Raw genomic sequence first — 14,232 nt, 5'->3', positions numbered from 1 at the left:
TTTTATTTCTCCTTTGGAGCCGCTGCACGTACTAAACGATCGTTGATAGCCTCACCTAATCCGTATGATGGGATGGATTCTACTGCAATAGATTTCACCTTGAGTGAATCCAATTGCTTTATATATTCAAATAAATGAGCTGCCGCCTCTTCTAACTGCCCACTCTCGCTAAGATTTAAAACAGAAATGGCATTTTCAACACCCATAGTGCGTTTGGGACCAAATGCCAAAAGAGCTTCGCCGCTTTCCACATTTTGCACATTCAAACGAACCGCAGCATTGGGCGCATAATGCGACTTTAACATACCTGGTGCTTCAATTGCTGTCCACTGATCACGCCGTTTTAGTGATTTTCCTATGACTTTTTCAATTTCTTCAGCAGCGAGCCCCCCAGGACGCAAAAGATAAACACTTTCATCACAAACCTTAATGATCGTTGATTCAAGCCCTATCTTAGAAAACCCTCCATCAAGTATTAAAGGAACAGATAGCCCTAAAGACGCAAAAACAGCTTCAGCAGAAGTCGGGCTCAGACGTCCTGATTGATTCGCACTAGGAGCAGCTAAAGGTCGGCCAAAACATCGTACAACTTCCGCAAAACCGCTATCTGGAAAACGGACAGCCAATGTATTAAGACCAGAAGTCGCTAAAGGATGGATATTATGATGTGTCTTTAAAGGTAAGACTAATGTCAAAGGCCCTGGCCAAAACACTTCCATTAATCGACGCGAGAGACGATCAATTTCTACGTAGCGTTCAGCCATAATGATACTACTCACATGAACAATAAGAGGATTAAATTGCGGTCGCTTCTTTGCAGAAAAAATAGACGCTACTGCTCTCCCATTGGTTGCATCACCAGCCAATCCGTAGACAGTTTCTGTCGGCAGTGCTACTAATTTTCCCCGTTCCAGAAATGCAACGGCCTCTTTTATCGAAGCACTGTTGAAAGGCAAAATCGTCATGAGATATCATTCCTATAGCGCTCTTTGAGTGGTGAAAAACTATAGCGGTGCAATCCAACAACTGGACCATATTTAGCAAGAGCTAAACGATGCGCTAGCGTTGCATAACCAACATGCTTCTCTAAACCATAACCTTTATAAACCTGACCTGCATTTTCCATCATCCGATCACGTGTTACTTTCGCAATAATGGATGCTGCTGCAATTGAAGCCGAACGCTGATCACCTTTAATCAAAGCAGTTGCCGGACATGGCAACTGTAAAGGAATATCACGCCCATCAATCAGTGCATAGTGGGCTGGAACGGCTAGTCCTGTAATACAACGACGCATTGCTTCTAAAGTTGCTTTTCTAATATCAGACTGATCAACCGTACGAGCACAAAGGCTAGCAATCGAAACGGCTAACGCTCTTTGCAAAATTTCATAATAAAGTCCATTCCGTCGTTTGACAGAAAGTTTTTTGGAATCATTCAATCCATCCGGAATATGGTCTTTATCTAAAATAACTGCTGCAGTTACTACGGGTCCGGCAAGAGGACCACGTCCAACTTCATCAACGCCTGCTATATGAAAAAAACCCTGTTTCTGCAAATTCAATTCGCACAAAAAGTCTGGCTTCCGCGGTAGATTAAATATGTTTGATAAGTTATCGATACGATGAGGCATACTCTATTTTTGCACCACCGCCCATTTTCTGCAAGCCCTACAGCAAAAATAGCGCATCCACTGTATTTCTATACACCTCATACTAATACAAAAAAGAAAAAACTAAATTCATGAAATATCTAATGGATACCCAGTCTCTTACCGCTTTTTACAGCCTCCATGTAAACCTGAAAAACACAAGTTCTAAAAATTACCCAGTTGTTGCATGCAACATCATCGTTACTAAGCAAACTCTTATTTTATATCATCTCCTTTAAAGCGTTCCTAAAGTTATGACAGGTTTAACAAACCAATCTGGATGCATCGATTTGATAAAAAGAGCAGCATTTTGGGCTGCTTGCTGATCTTTAAAAATTCCAAAGCAAGTTGCACCAGCCCCAGACATGCGAGAAAAAATAGCTCCACTCTTATCTAATGCAGATAAAACTTTAGACAGTCGAGGCGCAATTTTTAATGCAGGAGCAAAAAGGTCGTTACGCGTCTTTTGCAAAGCTTCAACCAATGAATAAACTGTCTTCAGAGCTGCTGGATCAATTTTCAAGGGAGAATGATCGCGCTTCTCTAAAGCTTTAAAAACAGCTTCCGTTGCAAGATGTTGCCCATGATTAACCAATACCATTGCAAGAGAACAGGCTTCCTTGAATCGTGTTATATCTTGCCCAATTCCTTTAACAAAAAGCGGCTGTTGATATTCCAATGCGAAAAGACACATTGGCACATCAGCACCAAGTACTAAACTCATTTCCGCTAATTTTTCACAAGAGAAATCAAGGTTCCATTGCTGACGCAATATGCTTAAAACACCAGCAGCATCACCCGAACCGCCTCCAATCCCCGAAGCAACCGGCAACATTTTAACAAGTCGAAAAAAGGCAGGCTTAGCATGTTCAGGAAATGTCTTACGCATCAAGTTATGTGCGCGAACAACTAAATTGCCTGTATCAGAAACAAGCCCATCAGCAAAAGGACCTGTTAAAACAAAATGATCATTTCCAAAGGGCGCATAGCTTAAACAATCACCGCTGAGACTAAAATAGACCAAACTTTCTATTAAATGATAACCATCAGTGCGCTGCCCCACAACATGTAAAGCTAAGTTCACTTTAATGGGTGTAAATATGTAAGAATGCCCTCTGAATGAAGTTTGTACATCTGATATCATCTGACGTAATATTTACCAGTGTGCGGATCTTTCACCAATGTAGCTCTTATCTCTACATATGGTTTTTTTTCTGCACAAAAAATATGCTGTAATATCCTGTGTAATCGCTTCCTAAAAAAACAGTAAATGTAAAGAGCTATAATCACAATTAAACTTGATGCAATTAATCGTATCATCTAAAGTCCTTTTCCATCCACAATCATCTTTAGGCAAAATTACTAACGATAAGCTGGCACATATCAAAACATACTTCTAGTCACAAACCATAACGCTGCCAGAGTGCCCGCTCTTGTGCTGCCATCCATGCACTATCAACCGCTGTATAAATCGCATTAGCTGTAACCCCTGAAGGAGCTTTAGGTCCTAAAAAACTTTTCGGAGGAGAAATTAAGCGAAGCTTCGTATCGTTACCAAACCGCTCTTTAAGTACAGAGCGCACATCATTCAATCCATCAATCAAACCTAGTTCAACACCTTTCTTTCCGCTCCAAAACATTCCTGTAAAAATATTTTGGTCATCTGATAACTTCGATGCTCGCCGCTCCTTAACTAAATCGATAAATGTTTGGTGCACTTCAACTTGCAAAGATTTCAAATGTTCAATATCTGCCTTCTTTTCTGGCTGAAATGGATCCAATGCAACTTTGTTCTTTCCTGCTGTATAAACACGTCGCTCAACGCCAATTTTCTTCAAAAGTTCAGGAAAACCAAAGGAAGCTGAAACAACCCCGATAGAACCAACAATGGAAGAAGGATCGGCAAAAATTTCATCTCCAGCACAAGCAATCATATAGCCCCCTGATGCTGCTATATCTTCAATAAATACAAGAACCTTTTTATTTTTTTCCTCTGCTAAATCACGAATACGTTTAAAGATAAGCCGAGATTGGACAGGAGAGCCACCTGGAGAATTAATAATAAGGGCAACAGCCGGCGCTTTTTTATAAGCAAAAGCCTTCTCTAAAAGGTTTGCACACTTGCCTAGTGAAAGCGTACGCGCCATCAATGAAGTTGAATCCATAATCGCTCCATGAAGGCGCACAATAGGGATTTCAAGTTTACTAGAACCAAAACGACGGGGAACAAGATTTTTGATAACGTCAATCAAAATAGAATTTCCTTTATAAGTTAGAGTGAGCCAAATAAGCAAGGGAGATAAAAAAGACCATAACTGTACATATAAAGTGCCAATAAAAGCCTAAATCATAAACCCAAGTCGGCTCAAAATTAAAATCTCCTTTTTAATAAAGATTCATTGTGAATTTAAATGATAAACTGGAAAACACAAGATATCACTAAAAAAGTTCCCACAAGCTTATATGTCCATTATTGATTGCATCAATCCGCGGTGAAAAAGTATGCTTCCCCCCTTCATGCATAACCAACGGAGGCAATACCGATAAAGCTGCTCGACTTCCTCGTTTTGCATAAAACAAAACACGAATTGCGGCTGTTGCAGCGCGCGCGTGAACAGGAATTATACAAATATTCCCAAAACGCCCCTCTAAAGCACGCAATATATCTATCAACGATTGCGGACGTGCAATTAATCCCAAATATCCACCTGGTTTAACAATTGCTGCCGCGCTTCGTAACCAATTCTCAAACATCGCTTCAGGCATCACATGTGCTTCAGATTTTTGCTCATCAGGTGTTTTGCGATCCGCAGGATTATTAAAAGGTGGATTCATAATCGCAAAATCAAAAGCATTATTCGCTAAACCTGCTTTTAAGCGTGCCTTACCTTTGAGGGTAATATCCGCTTTTAATAAGCAAATTCGATCCGCAAGTTTCTGATTTTGTTTTAGCACAAGTGTTTTTTGAGCATAAGATGCCATAAAAGCCGACCGCTCAACCAATGTAACATGAACGTCTAAACAACGCGAGGCGACAGCCAATCCTGCAGCACCAGCACCAGCACCTAAGTCAACAACCTTACCCTTAAAACTATTGGGAACCAAACTAGCTAACAACATAGCTTCCATACCGGAACGGTGACCACGTAAACGTGGCTGAACCAAATAAAACCTCCCACGATGAAACGCATCAATTGTTTCATCTCTATGATTCTCTGTTTTATTCATTTGCAAGCCCAATATTCATTCTTATAACCTGCACCTTCACCTGTAAACCGTTGTCTAAATGAAGCTGTTTCAAGTTTCTCCCTTAATTTCATAACAATGACATTACTTAAAGTCTAAAAAATATTCCTTACAAATATCATTTAAGACTTATGCCTCAAAGCGCTATCAAAGCTTGAGTCAAAGCAAAACCCCCTTTATGCTATGAGTAAAAATAAAATTCATATATGTTCACTGCAATACTCTAGGAGTAAATACATTGAGTGCTGCCACAAAACCAGATCAGATAAAAAATAATCAAACGTCTCTCCAATCCCTCATTAATCTTACCAAAGATGACATGGAACGCGTAAACCAATTTATACTCTCTATGGCAAAATCAGAGGTTGAAATGATCCCTGAAATTTCCAACCATCTGATTTCATCAGGTGGAAAACGATTGCGCCCAATGATCACGTTGGCTTCTGCTCATATGTTTGAGTACAAAAATGATGGACATATAAAACTCGCAACAGCAGTTGAATTTATGCATACAGCAACCTTATTGCATGATGATGTAATTGATGAAAGTAATTTACGACGCGGAAAATCTACTGCACGAATGGTTTGGGGAAACCAAGCAAGCATACTTGTTGGCGATTTCCTGTTGGGACAAGCTTTTAAAATGATGGTTGATGTTGGTTCTATAGAAGCGCTCTCTGTTTTAGCAAACGCTGCAGCAGTTATTGCTGAGGGAGAAGTTATGCAACTTTCTGCCGCAAAAAATATAGAAACCAGTACTTCTGATTATCTCAAAATCATCAACGCAAAAACGGCTGCACTTTTTTCAGCAGCAGCTGAAGTTGGACCAATTATCGCTGGATGTAAACATGAAAAACGTTTTGCATTGCGCGAATATGGAACATTGCTAGGGTTAGCTTTCCAATTAATTGACGATGCACTTGACTATGGTGGGGCCGCTAAACACTTAGGGAAAAATATAGGTGATGATTTCCGGGAAGGTAAAATTACTTTGCCTGTTATTCTTGCATATGCACGAGGCAATACGACAGAAAAAACATTCTGGAAACAGGCTCTTGAAAATGGTAATAACCATGATGAGGCCTTCGCATACGCACAACATTTAATAGAAAAATATGATAGCCTCACAGATACGATAGAACAAGCACGCACCTACGGGAAACGGGCAATCGACACTCTTGCTTCAATGAATGAAAGCCCTGCTTGCAATGCTTTAGTTGAAACTGTCGAATTTTGTATTGCCCGCGTAAACTGATTATTTGCAAGAATCAAAATATTTTTCAACAAAATAATTGGAATGATTTATAAACCGTACAGTCTACAGTCGATTGATTATCTTAAATAAGGATTAGCTCTATGCACAATGCGACAGTATCCCGCTTTTTTACTCTCTTTGTAGGGAGTATTATGCTGATATCATCCCCCACCTATAGTAAAATTAATGCCGCTATTAATGCAAGCTCATTTACAGGTGCCTATCTAGCTGGGAGGGTCGCAAATCATGAAAACAAAACAGATCTTGCTATCAATTATTTTAAACAAGCTCTCACTTATAAACCTGATAACATTGAAACACAAACAGAGATTCTCGAAGCGATGCTCTTTTCTGGTGCTTTTAACGAGGCTGTTAAACAAGCCCAAAAACTGAAAGAGCAAGGTAATATGACGCCTTTTGTTTCCTTGACGTTATCGATAAAAAGTCTCATGCAAAAAAACTACAACAACGCCAAGCTTCTTCTGCAATTAAAAGTACCTCCAGCAACCAATAATCCAATACCTGAATTAATTCATGCTTGGGCCACATTTGGATCTGGGCTCCAATCTCAAGCAATTGCTGATCTTGAAAAAATCCAACCGCCTGCTTGGTATGATTTTTTTATACGTTACCACCTTGCACTCATGTGTGACCTAGCAGGACGTAAGCAAGATGCAAAAAAATATTTCACTCAAGCGCTCAATAACAAACAGGGGCCTCTTATATCTCCTAATACCTATGAACATGTTATCATAGCTTACGCCTCATTCCAATTGCGTCATAAAATGCGCAATCAAGCCATTGAAACCCTTAAGTACGGCGAAAAAATGCTTTTAAATCGAGAAATACTCAAAAACATTCGAGAAAAAGTTGAAAAAAGTACTTCCTTAGAAAGGCTCGTCAAAACAGCTCAACAAGGAGCGGGTGAGGTGTTATATAACTTTGGAACAGCACTCAACCACAAAAACTCAGGGCGAATTGCACGTATTTTAAAACAATTATCTTTAATCTTATCCCCACAAAATGATGCAACAATGTTTCAACTGGCAAATATTTCTGCCAAACTGAATGACCTCAATCAAGCAATGAAACTTTACCGTGCTTTACCACAAAGCTCCCCTTATTATAAAGTTGGACAGTTACGGCTTAGCTTCATTCTTGCAAATAAAAATAATTATAATGAAGCCATCAAATTACTTACATCTTTAAAGAAAAAATTTCCCAATGATCGGCACATTTTGATAACGCTTGCTGCTTTTTATATGCAAGACAATAAATTTGTCGAAGCTACAAAAATTTTGAACCGTGCTATTGCACAAATAAAAAATTTTCAACAAGATGATTGGAAGCTCTTTTATCAGCGCGGAATCGCTTTCGAACGTTTAGATCAATGGCCAAAAGCCGAACTTGATTTGCGAAAAGCGCTTGAATTTGTGCCTGATCAGCCCCAAGTCCTTAATTATCTAGGCTATTCACTTGTTGAGCGGAATGAAAAGCTTGAAGAATCGCTCTATATGCTGCAAAGGGCTTGTGCAGTACAATCGCAAGATAGCCATATCCTAGATTCTCTAGGGTGGGCCCATTACAAGCTTAAAGAATACGATAAAGCTGTTCAAATATTGGAAAAGGCTGTCAAGTTACAACCTGAAGATCCAACATTAAATGATCACTTAGGTGATGCCTATTGGCAAGTTGGACGTAAACGTGAAGCAATATTTCAGTGGAATCATGCAATTGATGGAGAAGCAAAAGATTCTAAGAGAATCCAAGAAAAACTGAAATTTGGCTTGCAATAAACAATGATGCTTGACCATAACCTTATGAAACAATAGACAGTTATGAAGGCTGAAATTCCTTTGGTCGTTATCTATTGGTCAAACATTCAAGAGTATAAAGCGTGAAACTGCCTGAATATCTCAATCCTACACGTTCTTTTCAGGGACTGATCTTAACTTTGCAAAATTATTGGGCCCATTATGGATGTGCAATTTTGCAACCTTACGATATGGAAGTCGGAGCTGGAACTTTTCATCCAGCAACAACACTGCGCTCACTTGGACCACGCCCTTGGAAAGTAGCTTATGTCCAACCCTCTCGACGCCCAACAGATGGCCGATATGGTAAAAATCCGAATCGTTTACAGCACTATTATCAATTCCAAGTGCTTCTCAAGCCTTCGCCCCCTAATTTACAAGAACTTTACATTGAGTCGCTACAAGCTATCGGTCTTGATACGAAACTTCACGATATTCGTTTTGTTGAAGATGATTGGGAAAGCCCAACGCTCGGGGCTTGGGGGCTTGGATGGGAATGCTGGTGTGATGGAATGGAAATTTCTCAATTCACTTATTTTCAACAGGTTTGTGGCATTGAATGTGCTCCAGTTTCAGGAGAACTCACTTATGGGCTGGAGCGTTTAGCAATGTATATCCAAGGTATTGATAACGTCTATGATCTTAACTTTAATGGCTCAGATGGAGAAAATCAAATAAGCTATGGAGATATTTTTTTACAAGCAGAACAGGAATATTCACACTATAATTTTGAATTTGCTAATACCAAAATGCTGCACCAGCATTTTATTGATGCAGAACATGAATGTCTTGCACTCCTCGAGGCGGGAAAACCAAATAAAGACAATGGTTCACATCTGTGTGTTTTCCCAGCGTATGATCAATGTATTAAAGCCAGCCATATCTTTAATCTTTTGCAAGCACGTGGCGTGATTTCTGTAACCGAACGACAAAGTTATATTCTTCGCGTTCGCGATCTTGCTCGCCGCTGTGGAGAAGCCTTCTTACTCACTGAAGCTGGACAAATAAACACTAATGGAGAAGCTTAATGTCTGATCTTCTTCTTGAACTCTTCAGCGAAGAAATCCCTGCTCGCATGCAGCGAAAAGCTGCCTCCGACCTTAAAAAATGTTTTACGGATAAACTTTTGAATGCAGGTTTGACTTATAAAGCTGCTCGTGAATATTGGACACCCCGTCGACTAACATTAGACATACGCGGTCTTTCTATACGCTCAAAAGATATCCATGAAGAACGCAAAGGACCGAGTATAAACTCACCACAACATGTAATTGATGGCTTTCTACGTGCAACAGGACTGAATGATATTTCTGAAGCACACATTGCACATGATCGTAAAAAGGGCGATTTTTATATCGCTAAAATCATAAAAAAAGGCCGAAGTGCAGAAGAAATTATTGCTGATATTTTACCAGACATTATTCGCAACTTTCCATGGCAGAAGTCTATGCGTTGGGGCCAAGATTCAGCAAACAGTGGAGCACTGAAGTGGATTCGATCTTTACAAAACATTCTTTGCGTCTTTGGACCAGAAATTGGTGAAACGCACGTTATTCCGTTTACAATTGGTTCTCTCAAAAGCAATAATCTAACCTATGGTCATCGCTTCTTAAGTGACGGAAAACCACTTCAAGTCCGCCGCTTTGACGACTATATTACTCAACTTGAAGTCCATAAAGTCATTCTGGATGCAGAAAGGCGAAAGAATATTATTTTAGCAGATGCTCAAAATCTGTGTTTTGCAAACGGCTTAGAACTGGTACAAGATAGTACCCTCTTAGAAGAAGTTGTAGGACTCGTTGAGTGGCCCGTTGTTCTTATCGGTGATTTTGACAAGTCTTTCCTTGATATCCCTCCGGAAATTATTCGCTTGACCATTCGAGCCAATCAAAAATGTTTTGTAACACGCAAACAAGGAGAAAAGATCCAGCTCTCTCATCATTTTATTCTCGTTTCTAATATTCTTGCAAGCGATGAAGGCAAAGAAATTTCTAAGGGAAACAGTAAAGTTGTCTGTGCTCGTCTTTCCGATGCACTGTATTTTTGGCAAACAGACCAACGTGATTTGCCCGATATTAAAAACTTGAAACCCTCAATTCAGAGATTTGATCTTGATTTTAAAAAACCTCTCGATCAAAGAATGGCACAGCTTGATCACTTGAATGTTACTTTTCATGCAAAACTAGGCACACAGGGTGCAAGAGTGGAGCGAATTGCTGCCTTAGCACAAAAAATTGCACCTTTGGTGCAAGCCGATCCTCTCTTAGCTAAACGTGCAGCAATACTTGCAAAAGCTGATTTACAAACAGAAATTGTTGGAGAATTTCCTGAACTGCAAGGACTCATGGGACGAAAATATGCCCTCCTTCAAGGAGAAGATCCTCGTGTAGCTGAAGCAATCGAAGATCATTATAAGCCTCAAGGGCCAAAAGATCGTATTCCGCAAGAACCTCTTGCTATAACAGTTTCATTAGCTGATAAAATTGACATGCTCGTTGGCTTTTGGCTGATTAATGAAAAACCGACCGGTTCAAAAGATCCCTATGCATTAAGACGAGCAGCATTGGGAATTATCAGACTTGTGCTTTTGCGTGATTGGAAAATTAATCTTATGCCATTGTTTAATCTGGCAATGGATCTCTTTTTACAACAGAAAAACAAATATGAAACATCTCAAATAGAATCTGAAAAATCGCAAAATCGACTTCTAGAGAAAAAAGAACATATTTTATCAGATCTGTTGTTCTTTTTTCATGAACGTTTAAAAATCTATCTAAAAGAGGAAGGCGCTCGTTATGATGCTATCGAAGCAGTCTTAAACAAAGACGCTGATGATTTTTTATTGGTTGCACGTCGTGTTGAAGCACTTATCGCCTTTATCAATACAAGTGATGGAGGCAACTTTTTAGCCGCTGTAAAACGTACTGTAAATATTCTTGAGAATGAATGCCAAAAAGGCTCAACAATAACAAATGAAATTACCCCTGAACTCTTTATTGAAACAGAAGAAAAACAACTCTATCAAGCAATTATTGAAGCAGAAGAAAAAGTTCGTGACTACATCAACGCCCAAAATTTATCATGCGCACTCAATACGCTAGCGCAACTGGGAAAATTCATCGACACATTTTTCGAAAAAGTATTGGTAAATGATAAAAATCCTAATGTGCGTACCAACCGTCTCGCTCTTCTCAACCGCACCCACAGTATTACACAAACTGTTGCAGAATTTTCAAAATTCGTAATCTAAAATTAAGCACCATGAACTAAAAAAATAATGAAGATAGAACTCTTTTGTTTTCTTAGCAATCTTATCATTAAATATTTCAAAAATAAGTTCCAAAAATCGCAAAATTTGTAAAGTAAACAACTCATTATTTATTAAGAATATAAGCTGAAAATTATAAAACACAAAAAGTGCTACAAATCTCGAAAAATAACTCTCCTCCAAAGGATTCCTCCTTTGAACATACCTCATATCTCTAATTAAGATATTTTTTCATTTTTGTGAGATATTCTTCAACAAAAGACTCCTTAATCAGTTCATTTGCTTTGTTAGAATCTAATTCCTTCGCGATAAGCGTGCGGGCAGCGGAAATTGCTAAATCGATAGCAGATGAAGAAACCATGCGTACCGCATCAGCTTCCGCTTGAGCAATTTTTTGCTCTGCCAACTTATTGCGATTCTTTACGTATTCTTCTGCTTTTGTACGCGCTTGAGAGATAACAGCTTCAACTTCACGCTTAGCTGCAGCAATAATCTCTTGCGCATCCTTTTCTGCTTCCGCATGTTTGCGCTGATATTCGGCTAAAAGTTCCTGAGCTTCTTCACGAAGACGCAGGGCCTCATCAAGCTCATCCTTGATACGCTTTGCCCGCGCATCAAGATGGCGCACAGCCATTTCTGGAACCTTGAAATAGACCAAAAGAGCCAGAAAAAGAACTAATCCAACAAAAGCCCAAAAAGTATCTGTCATCGTTGTAATCCTCAGTAACCTGCAGTTTTAACAGCTGAACGAACAGATTCTTTACTGACATCAACATCAATCAATTTTTTCACAATTTCAAGAGCCACTTCTTCAGCAATTGAGCCAACATTTTGCATAGCTTTATCGCGAATTTTCGCTATCTGCTTTTCAGCATCTGTTAATTTTTTCTCTAAACTTGCTTCAATTTCTTTTCGTTCAAGCTCAGCCTTTGCTTTTATTTCCTCACCAGCTTCTTGGGCTATAACGTGGGCTTGTGAACGCGCTTCTGCTAATTTCCGCTCGTAAGTTTCAACCACGCTATCTGCTTCTTGTTTCATACGCATTGCCTGATCTAAATCGGATGCGATTCGATCCCGACGTGTTTCAATAACACCGCCAATACGTGGTACAATCACACGAGAAATGAAAAGATAAAAAAGCCCAAAAGAAAGAGCCAACCAAAAAAAATGTGAACCAAAATGCACAAAATCAAAGGGAGGAAACACACGATCCGTATGCTCTGTTGCATTTTTAATATGCCCTACCGGTGTCTCTATGCTCCGTGCATAAGCGCTAGAAATAAACATTCTATCCCATCCTTCAAACAGCTGACTCACCTTTTTTTCCAAAGCAAAATCAAAAGAGCATGCCCGCCTCTCATAAAAAAGCAGGTATACCCCTTTCAAAAATGATTAAACCGCAAAAAGAAGCAACAAAGCAACGAGCAATGAAAAAATACCCAAAGCTTCCGTCACAGCAAAACCAAAAACCAGACGACCAAACTGACTATCAGCTGCTGATGGATTGCGTAATGCACCAGAAAGATAGCTCCCAAAAATGTTTCCAAGGCCCAAAGCTGTCCCCGCCATACCAAAGCAAGCAAGACCAGCACCAATATATTTTGCTGCAAGCACCAATTCCATATTATTCTCCTTTAAAGCGAAATTACACCATTCGACGGAAAACCGCCAGTTCCATTAATGTCCCGGATGGACTGCATCATTAAGATACATACAAGTTAAAACCGTAAATACATAAGCCTGAAGAAATGCAACCAAAAATTCAAGAGCAGTAATCGCTACGGTCATGATAAGCGGTAAAATCGAACCACCAACGCCCATGATACCTAACCCAATCATTGAGACAATAAAACCAGAAAATACTTTGAGGGTAATATGACCAGCAAGCATATTAGCGAAAAGACGAAGTGAAAGACTAATAGGGCGAGAGAAAAAAGAAATAACCTCAATCATCGTAACAAGGGGTAAAATCACAACAGGAACACCACTGGGAACGAATAGTTTTAAAAAACCGATTCCATGCTTATAAAAACCATAACAAATGACCGTCAAAATCACCAACATTGCCAACGAGAACGTAATCATAATCTGAGAGGTAACGGTATAAAAATAGGGGAAAAGACCAATAAAATTAGCAACCAAAATAAAAGTAAACAGAGAAAAAACTAAAGGAAAAAATTGCATTCCCTGCACACCAGACGATTCTCGCAAAGTTGATGCCACAAATTCATACGCCATTTCTGAAAGAGATTGCATCCGTGTTGGAACTAATCCACGACTTGATGATGAAATGAAGAGGAAAGCTGAAGTTACAACAACTGTCGCTACTATAAAAAATGATACATTTGTAAACGAGAAATCCATATTTCCTATGGAAATATTAATCAGCCGTGTAATCTCAAACTGATGGATAGGATCTGGAGCGTGCGATGTCACTTTAACCTCATTTATCGGACCTTTTATCAGTCCCTTTATCTTGGCGCAACGCGCCTTTTTGACCTAACTGACTGGGAGCAATGTACCCCACAGACCGAAGAATACTCAATACACCAGCAGCAAATCCAAGAAAAAGGAAAAATACCAAACCCCATGGCATTGTCCCTGCTAGCTTGTCAAACCCTAACCCCAAAACAACACCTACAATAACACTCGCCAAAAACTCACTTGACAGCTTAATCGCACGGGCTATCATCCCTTGTGGCTCTTTTTCCTCATTCTCATTCTTCTGCTTCTTTAATGCTTCTTTGCGCATTAAAGCTAAACTTAAACTCTTACTACGACATTGCAAATCCTCTGAATGAGAACAGTCTCTTTGCCTTTTCTCTTTAGCCTTTTCTTTTGGCACAATGGGGTTTTTGCCCTTTGCCATCATTGGCTCCTTAAATCAAAAAGCAAAATCAAAACGCATTTCACAAGACCGTGAGTAACATATTGTTCTCAAATTTATTCGTCAAGCCACTAAAAGAAATCTATCACAATTTATCGCATAAATAACATA

At 39.4% G+C, this 14,232-nt stretch carries 14 protein-coding genes; 4 read left to right on the top strand and 10 right to left on the bottom strand.

What is annotated here, in order from left to right; all coding sequences use genetic code 11:
* Positions 1–2: 2 nt before the first annotated feature.
* The 5 genes from MCQ_RS01015 to MCQ_RS00995 all read right to left on the bottom strand — a co-directional run bounded on the left by MCQ_RS01015 (position 3) and on the right by MCQ_RS00995 (position 4,879).
* Positions 3–965 carry an L-threonylcarbamoyladenylate synthase gene (locus MCQ_RS01015; protein ID WP_006923005.1) on the bottom strand — a complete coding sequence of 321 codons (963 nt, stop codon included), beginning with the start codon at positions 963–965 and terminating at the stop codon, positions 3–5.
* Positions 962–1,633, bottom strand: a complete 672-nt coding sequence (locus MCQ_RS01010) for a ribonuclease HII (protein ID WP_006923003.1) — start codon at positions 1,631–1,633, stop codon at positions 962–964. The genes MCQ_RS01015 and MCQ_RS01010 overlap by 4 nt, the downstream gene beginning before the upstream one ends.
* 253 nt (positions 1,634–1,886) lie before the next feature.
* The gene (locus tag MCQ_RS01005; protein WP_006923001.1) at positions 1,887–2,795 is read right to left on the bottom strand and encodes a 4-(cytidine 5'-diphospho)-2-C-methyl-D-erythritol kinase; all 909 of its coding nucleotides are present in this window, start codon (positions 2,793–2,795) and stop codon (positions 1,887–1,889) included.
* A gap of 256 nt (positions 2,796–3,051) precedes the next feature.
* Positions 3,052–3,903, bottom strand: a complete 852-nt coding sequence (locus MCQ_RS01000; protein WP_006923000.1) for a S49 family peptidase — start codon at positions 3,901–3,903, stop codon at positions 3,052–3,054.
* Positions 3,904–4,090: 187 nt separating this feature from the next.
* Positions 4,091–4,879 (bottom strand): tRNA1(Val) (adenine(37)-N6)-methyltransferase, encoded by a 789-nt coding sequence (locus tag MCQ_RS00995; RefSeq protein ID WP_006922993.1) that lies wholly within the window; start codon positions 4,877–4,879, stop codon positions 4,091–4,093.
* A 256-nt stretch (positions 4,880–5,135) separates the two neighbouring features.
* Here MCQ_RS00995 and MCQ_RS00990 point away from each other — a divergent pair, with 256 nt between their 5' ends.
* The 4 genes from MCQ_RS00990 (at position 5,136) to glyS (ending at position 11,216) form a co-directional block, all read left to right on the top strand.
* The gene (locus MCQ_RS00990) at positions 5,136–6,152 is read left to right on the top strand and encodes a polyprenyl synthetase family protein (protein ID WP_006922992.1); all 1,017 of its coding nucleotides are present in this window, start codon (positions 5,136–5,138) and stop codon (positions 6,150–6,152) included.
* Positions 6,153–6,253: 101 nt separating this feature from the next.
* Positions 6,254–7,948 (top strand): tetratricopeptide repeat protein, encoded by a 1,695-nt coding sequence (locus tag MCQ_RS00985; protein WP_006922991.1) that lies wholly within the window; start codon positions 6,254–6,256, stop codon positions 7,946–7,948.
* Between the two features lie 101 nt (positions 7,949–8,049).
* Complete coding sequence (locus tag MCQ_RS00980; protein ID WP_006922990.1) at positions 8,050–8,994, top strand: glycine--tRNA ligase subunit alpha; 945 nt, start codon at positions 8,050–8,052, stop codon at positions 8,992–8,994.
* Positions 8,994–11,216 carry a glycine--tRNA ligase subunit beta gene (glyS, locus tag MCQ_RS00975; protein WP_006922989.1) on the top strand — a complete coding sequence of 741 codons (2,223 nt, stop codon included), beginning with the start codon at positions 8,994–8,996 and terminating at the stop codon, positions 11,214–11,216. The genes MCQ_RS00980 and glyS overlap by 1 nt, the downstream gene beginning before the upstream one ends.
* Before the next feature lie 232 nt (positions 11,217–11,448).
* On the opposite strand, the gene MCQ_RS00965 is transcribed toward glyS, so the two are convergent.
* The 5 genes from MCQ_RS00965 to MCQ_RS00945 form a co-directional block, all read right to left on the bottom strand.
* Complete coding sequence (locus MCQ_RS00965) at positions 11,449–11,943, bottom strand: F0F1 ATP synthase subunit B (RefSeq protein ID WP_006922987.1); 495 nt, start codon at positions 11,941–11,943, stop codon at positions 11,449–11,451.
* Between the two features lie 11 nt (positions 11,944–11,954).
* The gene (locus MCQ_RS00960) at positions 11,955–12,521 is read right to left on the bottom strand and encodes a F0F1 ATP synthase subunit B (protein WP_006922986.1); all 567 of its coding nucleotides are present in this window, start codon (positions 12,519–12,521) and stop codon (positions 11,955–11,957) included.
* A 105-nt stretch (positions 12,522–12,626) separates the two neighbouring features.
* Positions 12,627–12,857 carry a F0F1 ATP synthase subunit C gene (locus tag MCQ_RS00955; RefSeq protein WP_004855165.1) on the bottom strand — a complete coding sequence of 77 codons (231 nt, stop codon included), beginning with the start codon at positions 12,855–12,857 and terminating at the stop codon, positions 12,627–12,629.
* A 54-nt stretch (positions 12,858–12,911) separates the two neighbouring features.
* On the bottom strand, positions 12,912–13,670 hold the full coding sequence (locus tag MCQ_RS00950) for a F0F1 ATP synthase subunit A (RefSeq protein ID WP_006922985.1): 759 nt from the start codon (positions 13,668–13,670) through the stop codon (positions 12,912–12,914).
* A gap of 7 nt (positions 13,671–13,677) precedes the next feature.
* Positions 13,678–14,103, bottom strand: coding sequence for an AtpZ/AtpI family protein (locus MCQ_RS00945; protein ID WP_006922984.1), 426 nt, complete (start codon positions 14,101–14,103; stop codon positions 13,678–13,680).
* Positions 14,104–14,232 lie beyond the last annotated feature (129 nt).

The sequence above is a fragment of the Candidatus Bartonella washoeensis Sb944nv genome, assembly GCF_000278135.1.
GTDB lineage: Bacteria > Pseudomonadota > Alphaproteobacteria > Rhizobiales > Rhizobiaceae > Bartonella > Bartonella washoeensis.
The sequence above is the reverse complement of the archived record's forward strand: the minus strand, read 5'-3'. Positions and strand labels throughout refer to the sequence as shown.

What these genes read in the sequence shown, in the direction of transcription:
- MCQ_RS01015 (WP_006923005.1), bottom strand. Translation starts at nt 965, where the DNA reads ATGACGATTTTGCCTTTCAACAGTGCTTCGATAAAAGAGGCCGTTGCA.
- MCQ_RS01010 (WP_006923003.1), bottom strand. Translation starts at nt 1,633, where the DNA reads ATGCCTCATCGTATCGATAACTTATCAAACATATTTAATCTACCGCGG.
- MCQ_RS01005 (WP_006923001.1), bottom strand. Translation starts at nt 2,795, where the DNA reads ATGATATCAGATGTACAAACTTCATTCAGAGGGCATTCTTACATATTT.
- MCQ_RS00995 (WP_006922993.1), bottom strand. Translation starts at nt 4,879, where the DNA reads ATGAATAAAACAGAGAATCATAGAGATGAAACAATTGATGCGTTTCAT.
- MCQ_RS00985 (WP_006922991.1), top strand. Translation starts at nt 6,254, where the DNA reads ATGCACAATGCGACAGTATCCCGCTTTTTTACTCTCTTTGTAGGGAGT.
- glyS (WP_006922989.1), top strand. Translation starts at nt 8,994, where the DNA reads ATGTCTGATCTTCTTCTTGAACTCTTCAGCGAAGAAATCCCTGCTCGC.
- MCQ_RS00965 (WP_006922987.1), bottom strand. Translation starts at nt 11,943, where the DNA reads ATGACAGATACTTTTTGGGCTTTTGTTGGATTAGTTCTTTTTCTGGCT.
- MCQ_RS00960 (WP_006922986.1), bottom strand. Translation starts at nt 12,521, where the DNA reads ATGTTTATTTCTAGCGCTTATGCACGGAGCATAGAGACACCGGTAGGG.
- MCQ_RS00955 (WP_004855165.1), bottom strand. Translation starts at nt 12,857, where the DNA reads ATGGAATTGGTGCTTGCAGCAAAATATATTGGTGCTGGTCTTGCTTGC.
- MCQ_RS00945 (WP_006922984.1), bottom strand. Translation starts at nt 14,103, where the DNA reads ATGGCAAAGGGCAAAAACCCCATTGTGCCAAAAGAAAAGGCTAAAGAG.